The sequence below is a fragment of the Streptomyces sp. NBC_00457 genome, assembly GCF_036014015.1.
GTDB lineage: Bacteria > Actinomycetota > Actinomycetes > Streptomycetales > Streptomycetaceae > Streptomyces.
This window is the reverse complement of record NZ_CP107905.1, coordinates 5,932,873-5,948,939: the sequence shown is the minus strand read 5'-3', so window position 1 is coordinate 5,948,939 and position 16,067 is coordinate 5,932,873. Positions and strand designations below refer to the sequence as shown.

Below are 16,067 nucleotides of genomic sequence, written 5' to 3'. Positions count from 1 at the left end.
GGGAATGCCGTACGAACGGGGTGGTGCTACCTGCACTCGCGACTCGGTAGGGCACTCCATGGTTCGGGCGTGCGGACGGCGACATCGTAGAACCCAGCAGGTCCCCGAGGCCGGCAGTCCTCCTCCGGAAGGAACCTCCCATGAACTCGCTGCTCTCCACACAGACCAGCCCGACGACGGCCGACCTTCCTGAGGCCCCCGAACTCGCCCTCCTGCTCACCGCCTGGGACCAGGCCCACCCCACCCTCCCCGACCCCGAGTGGCGCCACCTCCTGGACGAGATCGTCCACCCGCGCACCACGGAGGCGTTTCAGCGCTTGGCGGAGGCGGCGGCTTGAGCCCGTACAGCGGCGGCTGCGCCTCCAGCGATGAGTTTGGGCGGTGGCGCGGGTCTGCCCTGGTATGACTCGGATCATCGCTGACATCTCGGTGTCCCTCGACGGCTTCGTCACCGGGCCCGACCCCGGCCCGGACAACGGTCTGGGCACGGGCGGTGAGGCTCTGCACACCTGGGCGTTCTCCGACGACCCCGACGACCGCCGGGTTCTGGGGGAGGCGACCGCCCGATCGGGCGCCGTCGTCCTCGGCCGCAAGCTATTCGACGTGGTCGACGGGCCGGGCGGCTGGGACGACACGATCGGCTATGGCGCCGGCGAGGTCGGCAAGCCCGCGTTCGTCGTCGTGACGAGCTCGCAACCCGAGGCGGTGCGGCTCACCGGCCTCGACTGGACGTTCGTCACCACGGGTCTGCCCGACGCTGTCGCCGTCGCGCGCGAGCGTGCCGAGGCGGCGGCGTCGGACAGCGGCAAGGATCTCGACGTGGTCCTCATGGGCGGCGGCGCCACCGTCCGCTCGGCGCTCGCCGCAGGGCTGGTCGACGTACTGACGCTGCACCTCGCGCCCGTCGTGCTGGGCGCCGGGACGCCACTGTTCACCGGCGGACCACCGCGGATGCTGGCGCAGCGGAGCGTGACAACGACGTCGACCGCGACGCACCTGACCTACGACGTCCTGGAGGTGATCCGCTGACCACCGTCGACGTCGATGAGATCGCCTTGGGCAGCACCGCCGCGCGTGCGATCGGGCCCCCGAATCGCGCCATATGCGCAGGTCGGGGGCATGATCACAAACCCTACTTCTTCTTCCCCTGATTCTTGACCGCCTCGATGGCCGCCGCAGCCGCATCCGGGTCGAGGTACGTGCCGCCGGGGTTCACCGGCTTGAAGTCGGCGTCGAGTTCGTACGACAGCGGGATGCCCGTCGGGATGTTCAGGCCCGCGATGTCCGCGTCGGAGATGCCGTCGAGGTGCTTGACGAGGGCGCGCAGGGAGTTGCCGTGGGCCGCTACCAGGACCGTGCGGCCGGTGAGGAGGTCGGGGACGATGCCGTCGAACCAGTACGGGAGCATGCGGACGACGACGTCCTTGAGGCACTCCGTCTGCGGGCGCAGCTCCGGCGGGAGGGTCGCGTAGCGCGGGTCGTCGAACTGCGAGTACTCGGCGTCGCGGTCCAGCGGCGGCGGGGGCGTGTCGTACGAGCGGCGCCACAGCATGAACTGCTCCTCGCCGAACTCGGCGAGGGTCTGGGCCTTGTCCTTGCCCTGGAGCGCGCCGTAGTGACGCTCGTTCAGGCGCCAGGTGCGGTGGACCGGGATCCAGAGGCGGTCGGCGGCCTCCAGCGCGAGCTGCGCGGTGCGGATCGCGCGCTTCTGGAGGGACGTGTGTACGACGTCGGGCAGCAGACCGGCGTCCTTGAGCAGCTCACCGCCGCGGACTGCCTCCTTCTCGCCCTTCTCGTTGAGGTTGACGTCCACCCAGCCGGTGAACAGGTTCTTCGCGTTCCATTCGCTCTCGCCGTGGCGGAGGAGGATCAGCTTGTACGGTGCGTCGGCCATGCGTCCGAGCGTAATCCAAGGCTTTGATCGCTTGTGCGGCCGCCCGCGGACCGGACGGTTGACGGGATCTGTTAATTGAGTGGCCGCGCGCGACAGCGCCCTCGTAAGTTGTGCTCACCGCCTGAGCCGCTTACAGCCGATACAGCCGATTGCAGCCGCTTACAGTCAGCTGACTTCCGTGGGGGACCCGATGTCGCTCGCCTCTCTGAGACGCGCCGCCCGAGAATCCGTCTCCGGACTCCCCCGCGAGTTCTGGTGGCTGTGGACCAGCACCCTCGTCAACCGGCTCGGCGGCTTCGTCGCCACCTTCATGGCGCTGTACCTCACCCTCGACCGCGGCTACTCCGCCTCGTACGCCGGTCTGGTCGCCGCCCTCCACGGACTCGGCGGCGTCGTCTCCTCCGTCGGCGCCGGCGTGCTGACGGACCGGCTCGGGCGGCGGCCGACCTTGCTCGTGGCGCAGGCGTCCACGGCCGTCTCCGTCGCGCTGCTGGGGTTCATGCACCACCCCCTCGCCATCGCCGCCGTCGCCTTCCTGGTCGGCATGGCCAGCAACGCCTCCCGGCCCGCCGTGCAGGCGATGATGGCCGACATCGTCCGCCCCGAGGACCGGGTGCGGGCCTTCTCCCTCAACTACTGGGCCATCAACCTCGGGTTCGCCGTCTCCTCCATGGCGGCCGGCTTCATCGCCGAGTTCAGCTACCTCGCCGGCTTCCTCATCGAGGCGGGCATGACCATGATCTGCGCCATCGTGGTCTTCCTGAAGCTGCCGGAGTCCCGCCCCGAACGCACCGCGGCCGAGAAGGCGGCGGACGACACCGGCCTCGGCACGGTCCTGCGCGACGGCCGCTTCATGGGCGTCGTCGGCCTGTCCTTCCTGATCGCCCTGATCTTCCAGCAGGGCATGGTGGGCCTGCCGGTGGCGATGGGCGAGGCCGGATTCACGCCGGCCGACTACGGCCTGGCCATCGCCGTCAACGGCGTCCTGATCGTCGTCCTCCAGATCCCGGTCACCCGCTACATCGAACACCGGGACCCCGGACGCCTGCTCGTGATCTCCGCCCTCCTCGCCGGCTACGGCTTCGGCCTCACCGCCTTCGCCGGCTCGGTCGGCGTCTTCGCCCTCACCGTCTGCGTCTGGACCCTCGCCGAGATCGTCAACGCCCCGACCCAGACCAGCCTCGTCGTCCGCCTGTCTCCGGTGCACGGCCGCGGGCGCTACCAGGGCATGTACACCATGTCCTGGGCGGTGGCCTCCCTCGTCGCCCCGCTGATGTCCGGCGTCGTCATCGACCGGTGGGGGGCGGAGTGGTTGTGGGGGCTGTGCGCGGTCATCGGGACGGTGACGGGGCTCGGGTACGGCGTCCTGATGCGGCGGCTTCCGTCCCAGGACCCGGCGCCGGAGGCGTCCGCCGCGAAAACAGAGGTCAGCACGGCCTGACCTCCTCCGTCCGGTAGGCCGTCAGGTGATCACGGCACTACTCTGGCCGCGACGAGCAGGAGCTGTCCTTCAAGTAGAGGTCTACCCCTGCTCGGGATCTTCGGTGCCGACGCCTCGGGGAAGTGCAACGTCCTCGCCGCTCTCGCCGACATGCGCAACGCGGTACTCAACTCTCTACGAGGTGGACTTCGTCGCGGCATACGGCATCCGCTGGACCTACGGCTACGAGCTCGGCACGACCCGCGTGGAGGCCGAGTGGCTGCACGCCTACCCTCGCGGGCGACGTCAGGTCTGGCTCGACCGGGACGCTTCCCGCGATGCGGAGTACGACTTCCCCGGCGGCCGGATCCAGGACCGGGCACGCTTGGCCCGTACGACCCGGGCGAACGCACTCTTCCTCTCCCATGCAGGCACCGACAACCACCCACAACTGACCTCGAGCGCATGAACTCCGCCTGGGCGCAGGACCGTCAGACCACGGTCAGATGTGCACTGCCGCGGGGCAGCCACGTGAACGCCTTTCCGGACTCGGCGGAAGCGGCGGAAGCGGCGGACTCCAGCTTCGCGGTGAGGGCTTCGGGACCCTCTCGGAAGTGCTGCCAGCCTTCGTAGTGGACCGGATGGACGGTGTGGGGGCGGATGGTGTCGCACAGGTCCAGGGCATCGGCGGCGGTCATGGTGTAGCGGGCGGGGCCGGTGAGGGGGAAGCGGACGCCGCCCAGGTGGAGCAGCACGGTGCCGGGGCGCAGGGCTGCGGCGGTCTTGCGGACCGCGGGGTACAGGACCGTATCGCCGGTGATCCACAGCGGCCCGTGATGCTGTCCGGGCCAGGTGAGGGCGAATCCGACGACGGCTCCGGCGACGGGGCGGCTGAAGGGCGGGCCGTGCCGGCAGGGAGTGGCGGTGACGTCGATGGGCGGGCGGTCCGGCGCCTCCAGCCGGGTCGTATGTCCGGCCCTCAAACCCTGTGCGGCTCTCAATCCCCGTACGGGACCCAGCCCTTGTCCGGCTCTCCGTCCCCGTACGGCTCCGTTCAGCCTGCGTGCCCCCGCCCGGGTGGTCACCACGGTGCCGGCACCGGCGAGCATGGCCCGTCCGGCGTCGTCGAGGTTGTCGGCGTGGTGGTCGTGGGTGAGCAGTATCGCGTCGACCGGTCCGACGTCGTCGGGAAGCACGGCCGGGCCGGTGAGTTTGCGGGAGGACGTGCCCCAGCCGAACGCGTACGTGCGACCGGGTGGATCGAACGTCGGGTCGGTCAGCAGCCGCCAGCCGGCGAACTCGATGAGGACGGTGGGGCCGCCGATGTGAGTGAACCGGACTTCCGTCATTGGGCTCCGCCTCCTGTGGCTTGAGCGCTCTGGGCCCCTCCCGCCGCCGACTCCGGACGGACCGCCCGTCCGAAGTCGGCCGGCGTGTGTCAGGAGTGATCGAGGGCCCAGCTCAGGGCATGGTCGGCGATCTCCTCCCAGCCCTTCTGGGCGGGCATCAGGTGGGATCGGCCGGCGTACTCGACGACCTCGGTGACGGTGGTGTTCGACTTGTAGTGCTTGGCATTGGACCGCTGGACCTTCGGTGGCATCAGATGGTCGTTCTCGCCCGCGATGAACAGCAGCGGCGCCCGGTCGTCGTTGTGATAGTTGACGTACGTGTCGGCGTGGCCGGGCTGGATGTTGGCCAGCACGTTGTCCCAGAAGACGTGCCCGGATGCGGGGACGTGGTAGCGCTCGTACAGGGCGCGGGCCTCGTCCTCGGGGAAGGTGTTGGTGAAGGCGTACCGCCACTGGTCGAAGGTGAGTCCGACCGCCTTGTGCCGGTTGGCGGGGTTCTTCAGCACGGGGAAGGCCGCCTTCAGCTGGGAGAACGGGACCGTGACGACGCCTTCGGTGGGTACGGAGTTCATGGCCACGCCGGCGCTGCCGTATCCGTGGTCCAGCAGGATCTGGGTGATCGCCCCGCCGGCGGAGTGGCCCATGATGATCGGCTTGGTGTCGAGGCCGTCGATCAGCTTCTCCAGGGACGCGACGACCGCGGGGACGGAGAGTTCCTCGATCGGGGTGGGGTCGGCGTTGAGGGCCTCCACCTCCGCCTCGAATCCGGGGTAGGCGGGGGCCAGCACCCGGAAGCCCTGGGACTGGTAGCGGGTGATCCAGTGCTCCCAGCTGCGCGGGGTCACCCAGAAGCCGTGGACCAGGACGACGGTGTCGGGTTTCATGAGCCTTCGCTCCTTCAACGGGTCGCGGCGTAGGCCGCGTTGATGATGCGGGCGGCGGCGTCCGGGTGGGACATCATGACCACGTGCGAGGACCGGATCTCGGTCACCCTGCTGCCGGCGCGCTTGGCCATGAACCGCTGGGCGGCGGGCGGGATGACCTTGTCCTGGGTCGGGATCAGGTACCAGGACGGGATCGACTTCCAGGCCGGGGCACCGCTTCCGCCGCTGAGGCCCTCGACGGAGCCGGGACGCTGGGTGGCCGCCATCAGACGGGTCCTGGAAGCGGGCAGATCGGCGGCGAACACCGCGCGGAACTTCTCGGGTGCGATGTAGCCGTCGGTGCCCTCGCCGCCGGGCAGCGGGTAGGGGCGCGGGACGAGAGCGGTGCCCAGCTCACTTCCGGGGAACTGCTGTGCCAGCTGCAGCGCGCTCTCGCCCTCGTCGGGCGCGAACGCCCCCAGATACACCAGGGCCTTGACGTTGGCGTGGCCACGCGCGGCATTGGTGATGACGACGCCGCCGTAGGAGTGGGCGGCCAGGATCACCGGGCCGGGAATGGTGTCGAGGAACCTGGAGATGTAGGCGGCGTCGCCCGCGGTGTCACGTAGCGGGTTGGCCGGGGCGAGGACCGGAAAGCCGGACTTCTGCAGCAGTGCGATGGTGTCGTCGAAGCCGGAGGCGTCGGCGAACGCGCCGTGTACGAGCACGACGGTCGGCTTCGGCCCCTTCGCCCCGGCCTGCTCGGCCTGCGTGGGTCTCTGGGACGTCGCCTGTGCGGAGACCGCCCCGCCCACGATGAGAACGACGGCGGCCAGTGCCGTCAGCAGTCGGCGCAGTGCAGGAACACGCATGAAGAACCCTTTCGAAAAGGAGGGTTGGAGTGCGCTGAGCTGTCCGCGGGTGCCGTGATGTTGCTGGTGGCGGGGATCAGGAGGCCAGGAACGCGAGCAAGTCGGCGTTGAACTCGTCCTTGTACGCGCCCACCAGTCCGTGCGGTGCGCCCGGATAGACCTTCAGCCTCGCGTCTTTGACGATCTTGGCCGACTCCAGGCCGCCGGCCACGATCGGGACGATCTGGTCGTCGTCGCCGTGCGCGATCAGCGTGGGTACGTCGAAACGCTTGAGGTCCTCGGTGAAGTCGGTCTCGGAGAACGCGCGGATGCAGTCCAGGGCGCCCTTGAGTCCGACCTGCATGCTCCACATCCAGAACGAGTCGCGCAGGCCCTGCGAGACCACCGCCCCGGGCCGGTTGAAACCGAAGAAGGGCAGGCTGAGTTCGGCGTAGAACTGCGACCGGTCGGCTGCCACACCCGCGCGGATGCCGTCGAACACCTCGATCGGCAGCCCCTGGGGATTGGCGTCCGTCTTGAGCATGAGGGGCGGGACCGCGCCCAACAGGACCGCTTTGGCGACCCGGGCGGTGCCGTGCCGGCCGATGTAGCGGGTCACCTCGCCGCCGCCGGTCGAGTGTCCGACGAGTACGACGTCGTGCAGGTCGAGGGTCTCGATCAGCCGGGCGAGATCGTCGGCGTACGTGTCCATGTCGTTGCCGTGCCACGGCTGCGCCGACCGGCCATGGCCGCGGCGGTCGTGGGCGATCGCGCGGTAGCCGTGCGAGGCGACGAGGTGCAGCTGGTCGTCCCAGGTGTCGGCGTTCAGTGGCCAGCCGTGGCTGAACACGACCGGCTGTCCGCTGCCCCAGTCCTTGTAGAAGATCTCCGTGCCGTCGTTTGTGGAGATGAAGCCCATGGCAATGCTCCCGACTTCGGGGGGTCTGCGACTCGGGCGATCCTGTCAGCGCCGCAGGAGCGGGTGTTTACCGTGCGCGCCGCGTTCTGTTCCCTGCCCGCCATGCCGCAGGGGGTGCTGCCTGAGCCGCCGGGACCGGGCGACCGTGTTCCAGGCGCATCTCCACGGGTTTGAGGATCCACACATTTCGACCACAAGTAGGGGCGGAACGTGGAGAATTCGAGGAGACGGCCCGGCAGTGCAGATGTCGCTGCGGCCGACCTGGGGGGATCATGCTGGTCCTGGACACGACGCATTTACCGGCCGCCGACCGTATCGACGCCTTTCACGCCGTCGCTGCCGGGGAGAGCGGCAGTTGCTCGATCGAGCACGAGCATCCCGAGGTCGGTATCTGGAAAAAGCTGGAGGTCTGGAGCTTCGGCCCGTTGACCCTGTTCGCCACGCACGGCTCGGGCATGCGTATCTGGCGCACCCCGCGGCACGCCCGATTCGACTCCCTGGACACCGTCTCGATCATCACCCAGAGCCAGGGCACGGGTGCCTTCACCTGGAACGGCCACCAGCAGCGCGTCGGCCGCGACGCTCTGGCGCTGGCCCACAAGACGGCCGGTTACGAGTACGAGTGGGCCGGCAGCGGGCTGTCCGTCGCGTTCATGGTCGACGCCGACCGCCTCGGCCTGCCCGAACAACTGGTCCGCGCCGCGATCCCCCTCCTGCACCACAGCCGGATCGGACCGTTGCTCCTGCAGCACATCCGCGGCCTGCACCACGACGCCGACCGGCTGAGCACCGAACCCGGCGCCGAGGCCCTGGCCTCCGCCACCCTGGACCTCACCCGCGCCGTCATCGCGTCGGTGGCCGCCGACGAACGCACCCGCCGTTCCGTCGCGGAGGACACCCTCCTCACCCGCGTCCTCGCTTACATCCGCGCCCACCTGGCCGATCCCGGCCTCACGCCTCAGCGCATAGCCGCGGCCCACAACATCTCCGTACGGACCCTCTACCGGCTGTGCGAGGACGGCGGTCTCAGCCTGGAGAAATGGATCGTCCGCCGCCGTCTGGAAGGCACGCGCCGAGATCTGGCCGCGCCCGAGCACGCCCACCGCACGATCGGCGCCGTCGCCCGCTCCTGGGGCTTCACGAACCCGTCCTATTTCTCGCGCCGCTTCCACCAGACGTACGGCGCCACACCCCGAGAATGGCGGCAGCTCGCTCACCATCGGGCCGCACTCCCGAGACCTGATGAGCCCTAGACGCAGCCCTGGGCGGCTGGCGCCCCTCCCCCTGAGGGGCGCGGGCAAGGGGACCAGGTCCAGGAGACCTCAGGGATGCATCCGCGCCCCCTTCACCGCCTTGTCCACCGCGTTCCGCGGCCCGTACACCGCCAGCCCCACCAGGTCCAGCTCCCCGGTCGGCACGGCGCGCACCGCCGCCCGGTTGTCGCGGTCGTTGCCGGTGGCGAAGAGGTCGGAGGTGAAGAGCGCGCGTGGGAGGGAACGGGAGAGCACGCGCGCGTGGGCTGCCGTCAGGGTCTCCTTGGTGGCCTCGAAGACCAGGACGGGCTGGCGGAACATCGGCAGGTACCGGACGCCGTCCGCGTCCTCGTAGGGCTCGCCGATCACCTCGGGGACCTGGGTGCCCAGGCCGCTGACCAGGAACGCGGTGACGTTCAGGCGCTGCCAGGGCTCCAGGTCGTCGCGCAGGAGGACGGCGATCTTCGTGTCGAAGCGAATCGGCTCAGTGCTCATGCTTCGAGACTGCCGATCGTCGTACGCCATCGTCTTGTACGTTCTTTGCATGGCCACCCGGCGTGACATCTCCGCCTGGCGTCCGCACATCCCGGGCGTCGTCGAGGTCTTCCACGCGCACTTCACCGAGTACGCCTATCCGATGCACGTCCACGAGGCCTGGACGCTGCTCATCGTGGACGACGGCGCCGTACGGTACGACCTCGACCGGCACGAGCACGGCACCCCGCACGACACGGTGTCCCTGCTGCCGCCGCACGTCCCGCACAACGGCTCCCCCGTCACCCCGCACGGCTTCCGCAAGCGCGTCCTGTACCTCGACGCGACCCATCTCCCCGACGACCTCATCGGGCCCGCCGTCGACTCGCCCGACCTGCGCGACCCCGTGCTCAGGCAGCGTGTGGGCCAACTGCACTCCGCGCTCGCCCATCCCGGCGACGAGCTGGAGGCCGAGAGCAGGCTGACGCTCGTAGGAGACCGGCTGCGGACCCATCTGCGGGCGCGCTCGGCCGTCGGGGAGCGCCGTGACCCCGCCCTCGCCGGCGACCTGCGTCAACTCCTCGACGCCCGCGTCACCGACGGCCTCACCCTCGACGAGGCCGCCCGCCTGCTGCACGCCCACCCCGCCCACCTGGTACGGGCGTTCAGCACCGCCTACGGCATCGCCCCGCACCAGTACCTCAACTCCCGCCGTGTCGACCGCGCCCGCGCCCTGCTGCTGCGTGGCGCGAGCCCGGCCGAGACGGCCACCGCGACCGGGTTCTACGACCAGGCCCATCTGACGCGGCACTTCAAGAAGCTGGTCGGGGTGACCCGGGCCGCTATCGCCTCAGCTACCGCATCAGCGCGCGCTGAGCGTCGTACAGATTGCGCGGCCGTACGGCGTCCGTGGTGCCGTACAACTCAAGGCGGGAGTGCAGGTCGCCGGTGAAGTCGGGAACGTCGATCTGGTCGAACTCGCGCACCTCGTTGATGCCGACCGTGGCGGACCAGGGGGCCAGGCCGTCGATCTTCATCAGGCCCGCGCGGCCGTTGGTCACCCGGATGTTCCAGTGCGTGAAGCGGGCGCCGAACAGCGGGCCCGCGGTCGCGTCGCCGCCGTGCCGGCCGGTGTTGTCGACGGTGATGTCGGTGCGGACGTTCGCGAAGGGCAGGCCGCGGTGGCTGTCGAAGGTGCCCATCCCCATGTCGCCTCGCGACCAGACGTTGTACGACGACAGGCCCTCGACGTTGATGCCGTGCAGCTGGGTTCCTGTCGGGGCGGGGGCGGTGCGCCGGTCGATCGTGAAGTCCTCGACGAGGTTGTCGTGCGAGCCCTCGCGGCAGAAGTACGGGTGATGGGCGCCCCGGCCCGACACGCGCGTGCGGCGAAGTGTGCAGGCGGAGGCCGCCACCAGGCCGAAGCCGTTGTCGACGTGATGGACCGTCACGTCGTCCACCCAGCAGTCGTAGGCGCATTGAAGTACGACGCCGTTGTGCCCGTTGTCCAGCAGGTGCGGCTGCTGCGGGGTGTGCGCCGCCTCCAGGGTGAGGCCCTCGACACCGGCGCCCGTCAACTCCCTTACGTGCGTGGTCAGTCGGGGGTCCCACTCCGGGCGTACGTCGAGAGGGAGCGGGCGTTCGAGGGTGACCTTGTGGCCGCGGACGTGGGCGATGCGGACGGGCCATTCGTAGGGGACGTACGAGGTCAGCTTCGTCTTGTCCTCCCAGGGGTACGCCTCGGGGCCGGGGCCGCCGCCGCACATGTGCTTCAGGAGTGTGTGGTCGGGGTCGTCGGCGAGGCGGAGGAGAACGAGGGTGCCGGGGCGGAGCTTCGACGGGTCCGCCACGGTGACCGTCCAGGAGCCCTGGCGGGCGGGGGCTACGGTCGTCAGCGTCCGCCACTCGTCGCGCTTGTTGCCGGTCCACCCTTCGAAAGGCCAGGTCTTGGCACGGATGGCGGCTGTGAGTGACTCCCAACGGGCCGTCGGGGCAAGCCAGATCAGGCCTCCCGCCCATGACCACGACGACTTGTCGCCGCCGTAGCGCGATCCGTACACGCCGATGAGTTCGGTGAGGTTCTTCGTCGCGTACAGCGTCGTACGGCCGCTGCCGGCGCCGCGGAGGACCACGTTCGAGTGGCCGATGCGGATGACGTCGTCGATGCGGAAGGTGCCGGGCGGGATGGACACCGTGCCACCGCCGGCCCGGCCGGCAGCGGCGATGGCACGGTTGATCGCGGGGGCGGAGTCGGTCGTGCCGTCCGCCACGGCGCCGTACTTCCGGATGTCGGCGACGACCGGGCGGCGCGGGAAGCGGGTCGCTCCGCGGTGGCAACCCGCGCGGCCGATGTACGGGATCTGCGGGTGAGTGAAGGGGGTTCGGGTGAACTCCCGCCAGAGGGCGTGGACTTCGGCGGCTTGTGCCGTGCCGCCGGTGGCGGCGGTGGCTGCCACCGCTGTGGCGGCGGCGAGCAGAGTGCGTCGTGTGACTCCCGTTCCGTGCTGATGGATCATGGCTGATCGTCCTTCCATGCGGCTCTTCATGGATGTGAACGACGTTCAGATCTGCGTCGGCGGTGAGCATGACACGAGACCCCTGCACCGGGAAGAGGTCGTGCAGGGGTTAGTTAGTCCGGACCTTGAGATCAGTCAGTGGGTCGCTGGATCAGATGCATGAACGCATCCAGATTGCGGGTCGACTCGCCGCGCGACACCCGCCACTCGTACTCCTTGCGGATCGCGGACGCGAAACCGAGCTCCAGGAGGGTGTTGAAAGAGCCGTCCGCCGCCTCCAGGACCTGGCCGAGCAGCCGGTCGACCTCGTCCGGGGTGACGGCGGAGAGGGGGAGCTTGGCGGTGACGTAGATGTCGCCGAGCGGGTCGACGGCGTAACTGACGCCGTACAGCTTGAGGTTGCGCTCCAGGAGCCAGCGGTGGACGCCGCCCTCGTTCTCGTCGGGGTGGCGGACGACGAAGGCGTTGAGGGAGAGGGAGTGGCGGCCGACGAGGAGGGAGACGGTCGTGGAGAGCTTGCGGGTGCCGGGGAGTTTCACGACGTAGTTGCCGGGCTCGGGGCTCTCCCACTCGAGTTCGGCGTCTTTCAGGAAACCCTCGATGACCTGCGCTGCCTTCGGTACCTCAGCCATGGTGGGAGCGTACGCGACGGCGGTACGACTGGGTCGCCGCCGTGTAGACGTCCGCCGTGGCGGCCGCCGCGGTGTCCCAGCCGAAGAACTGCGCGTGCCGGGCGGCTGCCGCGCCCATGCGTCCCGACAGCGCGGGGTCGTCGGCGAAATCGCCCAGCACGCGCGCGTAGTCGACGGGGTTGTGTCCCTGGACGAGGAATCCGGTACGTCCGTCCTGTACCGCCACCGGAAGGCCGCCGACCGCTGCCGCGAGCACCGGCGTGCCCGCCGCCTGCGCCTCGATGGCGACCAGGCCGAAGGACTCGCTGTAGGACGGCATGACCAGCACGGAGGCAGCCCGGAACCAGTCCGCGAGCTGGTCCTGGCCGACGGGCGGGCGGAACCGTACGACATCCGCGATCCCGAGCCGGGCGGCCAGCTTCTGCAGGCCCTCCGGCTTGGCGAGCCCGCTGCCGCTGGGGCCGCCGACGACGGGGACGAGGATGCGGGAGCGCAGCTCGGGGCGCTCGTCGAGAAGGACGGCGACCGCGCGCAGCAGTACGTCGGGGGCCTTCAAGGGCTGGATGCGGCCCGCGAAGAGCGGGATCAGGGCGTCCTGCGGGAGGCCGAGGCGGGCGCGGGCGGCGGCGCGGCCACCGGCCGGGCTGAAGCGTTCGAGGTTGACGCCGGGGTGGACCACGGCGACCTTGCCGCGCTCGGCGGCGTAGTGCCGTACCAGCTCCTCGGCCTCTTCCGCGGTGTTGGCGATGAGCCGGTCGGCCGCGGTGACGATCTGGGTCTCGCCGATGACGCGGGCGGCGGGCTCGGGGGTGTCGCCGTCGGCCAGGTTGGCGTTCTTGACCTTGGCCATGGTGTGCATGGCGTGCACCAGGGGGACGCCCCAGCGCTGGGCGGCGAGCCAGCCGACATGGCCGGAGAGCCAGTAGTGCGAGTGCACGAGGTCGTAGTAGCCGGGGCGGTGGCCGGCCCAGGCCTGCATGACGCCGTGGGTGAAGGCGCACAGCTGGGCCGGGAGGTCTTCCTTGGCGAGGCCTTCGTAGGGGCCCGCGTCGACATGGCGGACGAGGACGCCGGGGGCGAGTTCGACGGTCGGGGGGAGGGCGGCGGTGGTGGCGCGCGTGAAGATCTCCACCTCGATGTTGATGGCTGCGAGGCGCTGCGCCAGCTCCACGATGTAGACGTTCATGCCGCCGGCGTCGCCGGTGCCCGGCTGGTGGAGCGGTGAGGTGTGCACGGAGAGCATCGCGACACGGCGGGGACGGCGGTGCAGCCGCAGCCGCGGGTGCGCGGCCGGGGAGCGCCGTCCGAGCCTGCTGACGTACTGGCTCACGTGGCGTTCCTCCTTGTTCCGGGCATGCCTTCGGGAGGACGTGCGGGCCCTCCAGAGGAGGAACACCGGACGATGGCACTCCATTTCCTGTTCCGGGTTCTTTGCCGAATCATTACCGGTGGTCGCTCAACCGTTCGAGGTCGATGTGCGTTCACATACCCTCGTAGCTATGACCTCCCGCGCGACGGCCCTCCCCCACTCTCGACTTCGCTCGAGCGGGGGGACCCCCATCGTGGGAACAGTGACGCGCGGGACCACCAACCCGAACCGGCTCCGCCGCATGGACCGCTGGATCGCGGCCACGCACGGTGCCGCACTGCGCCGCAGCGCCGACGCCGTCGCGGTCGACCTCGGCTACGGCGCGGCCCCCTGGACGGCCGTCGAACTGCTCGGCCGCCTCCGTACGGTCGCCCCACGCGCGCGGGTCGTCGGCGTCGAGATCGAACCGGCGCGGGTCGCGGCGGCACGGCCGTACGAGCGCGAGGGGCTGGTGTTCCGGCACGGCGGGTTCGAAATTCCCATCCCTCAGCGGCCGTTGCTCGTCCGCGCCGCCAACGTGCTGCGCCAGTACGACGAGGACGAGGTCGCGGGGGTCTGGGAGCGGCTGTGCGCCCGGCTCGCGCCCCGGGCGAACGGCTCGGGCGGCGGACTGCTCGTCGAAGGCACCTGCGACGAGATCGGGCGGCGGCATGTGTGGGTGGCGCTCGGTCCGGAGGGGCCGCGCACGGTGACGTTCGCGACCCGACTCGGCTCCCTGGAGCGGCCGTCGGACCTCGCCGAGCGCCTCCCGAAAGCGCTCATCCACCGCAATGTCCCCGGCGAACCGGTCCATGCCTTCCTGCGCGACTTCGACCGCGCCTGGGCGGCTGCCGCGCCCTACGCCTCCTACGGCGCCCGCCAGCGCTGGATGCGCGCGGTCCGGGATCTGACCGCCGACTGGCCGGTGACGGACGGGCCGGTGCGCTGGCGGCAGGGTGAAGTGACCGTGCGCTGGGCGGCGTTGGCGCCCAGGTTCTGACGGTTCCGGGGTGCGGGACCTGACGGCTTGGGGCACAGGACCGGACAGGTTTCCCTCTCGTTTCCCCGCGCGGCCGGACGAGCGGGAACGATCTCCGGGAGTGGTTCGTCTCAAAGGCGGGGAGATCGTCGTAGCAGCGGTTGAACGGGGGGAGAGAGTCCTTGCCTCTGTCGTTTTGTGCCCTCTCGTGGCACGATCCCCCGGGTGTCCGTAAGTTACTGACGGTAAATCAGTTTGGGGGCAGTGGTATGGGTACGGGCAAGCGGGGCCTGATCTCGGCGGCCGTGACCGTGGTCTGTGCGGTCACCGTGCTGGCGGCAGCACCCAGCATGGCATTCGCCGCACCGACCCCCACGCCGACTCCCCCGGCGTCCGCGTCCGCTTCCTCGACTCCCGTCACGAACGCGGAGCTTGAGGTCGTCCGCGAGAAGATCGACAGGCTCTACCGCGAGGCCGCCGCCGCCACGGACGCGTACAACGCCGCGGAGGAGAAGGCCAAGCAGCAGTCCGCGGAGATCGTCGGCCTGGCCAACAAGATCGTCCAGGGCCAGGCGAGGCTGGACGACCTCAAGAAGCGCGCCGGCGCGGCGGCCCGCGCCCAGTACCGCAGCGGCGGGCTGCCGGACGAGGCGCATTTGATGCTCAGTGACAACCCTCAGCAGTTCCTCGACGGCGCGGGCCGTGTACTGCAGGGCGAGCGCGCCACCAAGGCCCTGATCCAGGAAATGACCCGCACCCAGCAGGACTTGGAGCAGTACGCCAAGGACGCCTCCGCCCAGTGGAAGAAGCTGGAGGCCAACCGCAAGGCCAAGGCGACCGCCCAGAAGAAGATCAAGAAGCAGATCGCGGCGGCCGAGAAGCTCGAGTCCGAGCTGGAGAAGGACGAGAAGAAGCGCCTCGCCGAGCTGGAGCGCCAGGCGGCGTACGAGGCGCAGACCGCCTGGCTCGACACCGGCGTCCTCGACGACGTGCAGGGCAAGGCCACCGCGGCGGGCAAGAAGGCGGTCGCGTACGCGACGGCCCAGGTCGGAAAGCCGTACGAGTGGGGCGCCGAGGGCCCTCAGACGTACGACTGCTCGGGCCTCACCTCACAGGCCTGGCTCGCGGCCGGCGATGTGATTCCGCGCACCTCGCAGGAGCAGTGGAAGCAGCTGAAGTCGGTCGACGTCAAGGACATGCTCCCCGGCGACCTCATCATCTACTTCGACGACGCCAGCCATGTCGCGATGTACATCGGCGACGGCGCGATCGTCCACGCCCCGCGGCCGGGGCGGACGGTGACGATCGCGGGCGCCGGGTCGATGCCGATACTCGGGGTGGTGCGGCCGGGGGCGTGAGGTTTCGTCGGGCAAGTCCCTCGCCGCTCACGTACGTACGGATGTGTAACAGTCCGTCCGTTTCGTGACTCGCACCACGTGATCTGGCCCACCCGGCACGGCCGTTCAAACATCCGCGGACGTGACCTTCGTCATCCCCGTCTCGTGGTCGCCCTGTCCAACTGCGGTACGGAAAGCGGCATATGACAGCGGCCGAGTGCCGAGCGGCGTG

17 protein-coding genes are annotated in these 16,067 nt (G+C 70.0%); 8 read left to right on the top strand and 9 right to left on the bottom strand.

Going from position 1 to position 16,067, the window contains the following annotated elements:
- Positions 1 to 140 precede the first annotated feature (140 nt).
- Both OG828_RS27135 and OG828_RS27130 read left to right on the top strand, forming a co-directional pair.
- Entirely contained in the window at positions 141 to 338 is a 198-nt protein-coding gene (locus OG828_RS27135; RefSeq protein ID WP_328362199.1) for a hypothetical protein, read from the top strand.
- A gap of 64 nt (positions 339 to 402) precedes the next feature.
- On the top strand, positions 403 to 1,029 hold the full coding sequence (locus OG828_RS27130) for a dihydrofolate reductase family protein (protein WP_328502571.1): 627 nt from the start codon (positions 403 to 405) through the stop codon (positions 1,027 to 1,029).
- A 103-nt stretch (positions 1,030 to 1,132) separates the two neighbouring features.
- Here the strand turns inward: OG828_RS27130 and OG828_RS27125 are convergent, their stop codons facing one another.
- Complete coding sequence (locus tag OG828_RS27125) at positions 1,133 to 1,894, bottom strand: phosphoglyceromutase (RefSeq protein WP_328502570.1); 762 nt, start codon at positions 1,892 to 1,894, stop codon at positions 1,133 to 1,135.
- Between the two features lie 190 nt (positions 1,895 to 2,084).
- On the opposite strand from OG828_RS27125, the gene OG828_RS27120 reads away from it, so the two are divergent.
- Together OG828_RS27120 and OG828_RS27115 are read left to right on the top strand one after the other, a co-directional pair.
- Positions 2,085 to 3,335 (top strand): MDR family MFS transporter, encoded by a 1,251-nt coding sequence (locus tag OG828_RS27120; RefSeq protein ID WP_328502569.1) that lies wholly within the window; start codon positions 2,085 to 2,087, stop codon positions 3,333 to 3,335.
- 181 nt (positions 3,336 to 3,516) lie between these two features.
- Positions 3,517 to 3,783 carry a hypothetical protein gene (locus OG828_RS27115; protein WP_328362187.1) on the top strand — a complete coding sequence of 89 codons (267 nt, stop codon included), beginning with the start codon at positions 3,517 to 3,519 and terminating at the stop codon, positions 3,781 to 3,783.
- Between the two features lie 22 nt (positions 3,784 to 3,805).
- Here the strand turns inward: OG828_RS27115 and OG828_RS27110 are convergent, their stop codons facing one another.
- The 4 genes from OG828_RS27110 to OG828_RS27095 form a co-directional block, all read right to left on the bottom strand.
- Entirely contained in the window at positions 3,806 to 4,663 is an 858-nt protein-coding gene (locus tag OG828_RS27110) for an MBL fold metallo-hydrolase (RefSeq protein WP_328439979.1), read from the bottom strand.
- A gap of 89 nt (positions 4,664 to 4,752) precedes the next feature.
- Positions 4,753 to 5,547, bottom strand: coding sequence for an alpha/beta hydrolase (locus OG828_RS27105; RefSeq protein ID WP_328362181.1), 795 nt, complete (start codon positions 5,545 to 5,547; stop codon positions 4,753 to 4,755).
- Positions 5,548 to 5,561: 14 nt separating this feature from the next.
- Positions 5,562 to 6,398 (bottom strand): alpha/beta fold hydrolase, encoded by an 837-nt coding sequence (locus OG828_RS27100; RefSeq protein ID WP_328502568.1) that lies wholly within the window; start codon positions 6,396 to 6,398, stop codon positions 5,562 to 5,564.
- 76 nt (positions 6,399 to 6,474) lie between these two features.
- Positions 6,475 to 7,296, bottom strand: coding sequence for an alpha/beta fold hydrolase (locus tag OG828_RS27095; RefSeq protein WP_328502567.1), 822 nt, complete (start codon positions 7,294 to 7,296; stop codon positions 6,475 to 6,477).
- 272 nt (positions 7,297 to 7,568) lie between these two features.
- Between OG828_RS27095 and OG828_RS27090 the strand changes: the two genes are divergently transcribed.
- Positions 7,569 to 8,549, top strand: coding sequence for a helix-turn-helix domain-containing protein (locus tag OG828_RS27090; protein ID WP_328502566.1), 981 nt, complete (start codon positions 7,569 to 7,571; stop codon positions 8,547 to 8,549).
- Positions 8,550 to 8,618: 69 nt separating this feature from the next.
- Here OG828_RS27090 and OG828_RS27085 read toward each other — a convergent pair whose 3' ends face one another.
- The gene (locus tag OG828_RS27085) at positions 8,619 to 9,044 is read right to left on the bottom strand and encodes a DUF2000 domain-containing protein (protein WP_328362169.1); all 426 of its coding nucleotides are present in this window, start codon (positions 9,042 to 9,044) and stop codon (positions 8,619 to 8,621) included.
- Between the two features lie 49 nt (positions 9,045 to 9,093).
- Here OG828_RS27085 and OG828_RS27080 point away from each other — a divergent pair, with 49 nt between their 5' ends.
- Positions 9,094 to 9,975, top strand: a complete 882-nt coding sequence (locus tag OG828_RS27080) for a helix-turn-helix transcriptional regulator (RefSeq protein ID WP_328502565.1) — start codon at positions 9,094 to 9,096, stop codon at positions 9,973 to 9,975.
- On the opposite strand, the gene OG828_RS27075 is transcribed toward OG828_RS27080, so the two are convergent.
- From OG828_RS27075 to mshA, 3 genes are all read right to left on the bottom strand, one after another.
- Positions 9,878 to 11,539 (bottom strand): glycosyl hydrolase family 28-related protein, encoded by a 1,662-nt coding sequence (locus OG828_RS27075; protein ID WP_328502564.1) that lies wholly within the window; start codon positions 11,537 to 11,539, stop codon positions 9,878 to 9,880. The genes OG828_RS27080 and OG828_RS27075 overlap by 98 nt on opposite strands.
- Positions 11,540 to 11,670: 131 nt before the next feature.
- Positions 11,671 to 12,171 carry a YbjN domain-containing protein gene (locus OG828_RS27070; protein ID WP_328502563.1) on the bottom strand — a complete coding sequence of 167 codons (501 nt, stop codon included), beginning with the start codon at positions 12,169 to 12,171 and terminating at the stop codon, positions 11,671 to 11,673.
- Positions 12,164 to 13,501, bottom strand: coding sequence for a D-inositol-3-phosphate glycosyltransferase (mshA, locus tag OG828_RS27065; protein WP_328362157.1), 1,338 nt, complete (start codon positions 13,499 to 13,501; stop codon positions 12,164 to 12,166). Before mshA ends, OG828_RS27070 begins: the two co-directional genes overlap by 8 nt.
- A gap of 169 nt (positions 13,502 to 13,670) precedes the next feature.
- Here mshA and OG828_RS27060 point away from each other — a divergent pair, with 169 nt between their 5' ends.
- Positions 13,671 to 14,519, top strand: coding sequence for a class I SAM-dependent methyltransferase (locus OG828_RS27060; RefSeq protein WP_443062436.1), 849 nt, complete (start codon positions 13,671 to 13,673; stop codon positions 14,517 to 14,519).
- 248 nt (positions 14,520 to 14,767) lie between these two features.
- Positions 14,768 to 15,856 (top strand): C40 family peptidase, encoded by a 1,089-nt coding sequence (locus OG828_RS27055; RefSeq protein ID WP_328502562.1) that lies wholly within the window; start codon positions 14,768 to 14,770, stop codon positions 15,854 to 15,856.
- Positions 15,857 to 16,067 lie beyond the last annotated feature (211 nt).

What these genes read in the sequence shown, in the direction of transcription:
- OG828_RS27135 (WP_328362199.1), top strand. Translation starts at nt 141, where the DNA reads ATGAACTCGCTGCTCTCCACACAGACCAGCCCGACGACGGCCGACCTT.
- OG828_RS27130 (WP_328502571.1), top strand. Translation starts at nt 403, where the DNA reads ATGACTCGGATCATCGCTGACATCTCGGTGTCCCTCGACGGCTTCGTC.
- OG828_RS27125 (WP_328502570.1), bottom strand. Translation starts at nt 1,894, where the DNA reads ATGGCCGACGCACCGTACAAGCTGATCCTCCTCCGCCACGGCGAGAGC.
- OG828_RS27120 (WP_328502569.1), top strand. Translation starts at nt 2,085, where the DNA reads ATGTCGCTCGCCTCTCTGAGACGCGCCGCCCGAGAATCCGTCTCCGGA.
- OG828_RS27110 (WP_328439979.1), bottom strand. Translation starts at nt 4,663, where the DNA reads ATGACGGAAGTCCGGTTCACTCACATCGGCGGCCCCACCGTCCTCATC.
- OG828_RS27105 (WP_328362181.1), bottom strand. Translation starts at nt 5,547, where the DNA reads ATGAAACCCGACACCGTCGTCCTGGTCCACGGCTTCTGGGTGACCCCG.
- OG828_RS27100 (WP_328502568.1), bottom strand. Translation starts at nt 6,398, where the DNA reads ATGCGTGTTCCTGCACTGCGCCGACTGCTGACGGCACTGGCCGCCGTC.
- OG828_RS27095 (WP_328502567.1), bottom strand. Translation starts at nt 7,296, where the DNA reads ATGGGCTTCATCTCCACAAACGACGGCACGGAGATCTTCTACAAGGAC.
- OG828_RS27090 (WP_328502566.1), top strand. Translation starts at nt 7,569, where the DNA reads ATGCTGGTCCTGGACACGACGCATTTACCGGCCGCCGACCGTATCGAC.
- OG828_RS27085 (WP_328362169.1), bottom strand. Translation starts at nt 9,044, where the DNA reads ATGAGCACTGAGCCGATTCGCTTCGACACGAAGATCGCCGTCCTCCTG.
- OG828_RS27080 (WP_328502565.1), top strand. Translation starts at nt 9,094, where the DNA reads ATGGCCACCCGGCGTGACATCTCCGCCTGGCGTCCGCACATCCCGGGC.
- OG828_RS27075 (WP_328502564.1), bottom strand. Translation starts at nt 11,539, where the DNA reads ATGATCCATCAGCACGGAACGGGAGTCACACGACGCACTCTGCTCGCC.
- OG828_RS27070 (WP_328502563.1), bottom strand. Translation starts at nt 12,171, where the DNA reads ATGGCTGAGGTACCGAAGGCAGCGCAGGTCATCGAGGGTTTCCTGAAA.
- OG828_RS27060 (WP_443062436.1), top strand. Translation starts at nt 13,671, where the DNA reads ATGACCTCCCGCGCGACGGCCCTCCCCCACTCTCGACTTCGCTCGAGC.
- OG828_RS27055 (WP_328502562.1), top strand. Translation starts at nt 14,768, where the DNA reads ATGGGTACGGGCAAGCGGGGCCTGATCTCGGCGGCCGTGACCGTGGTC.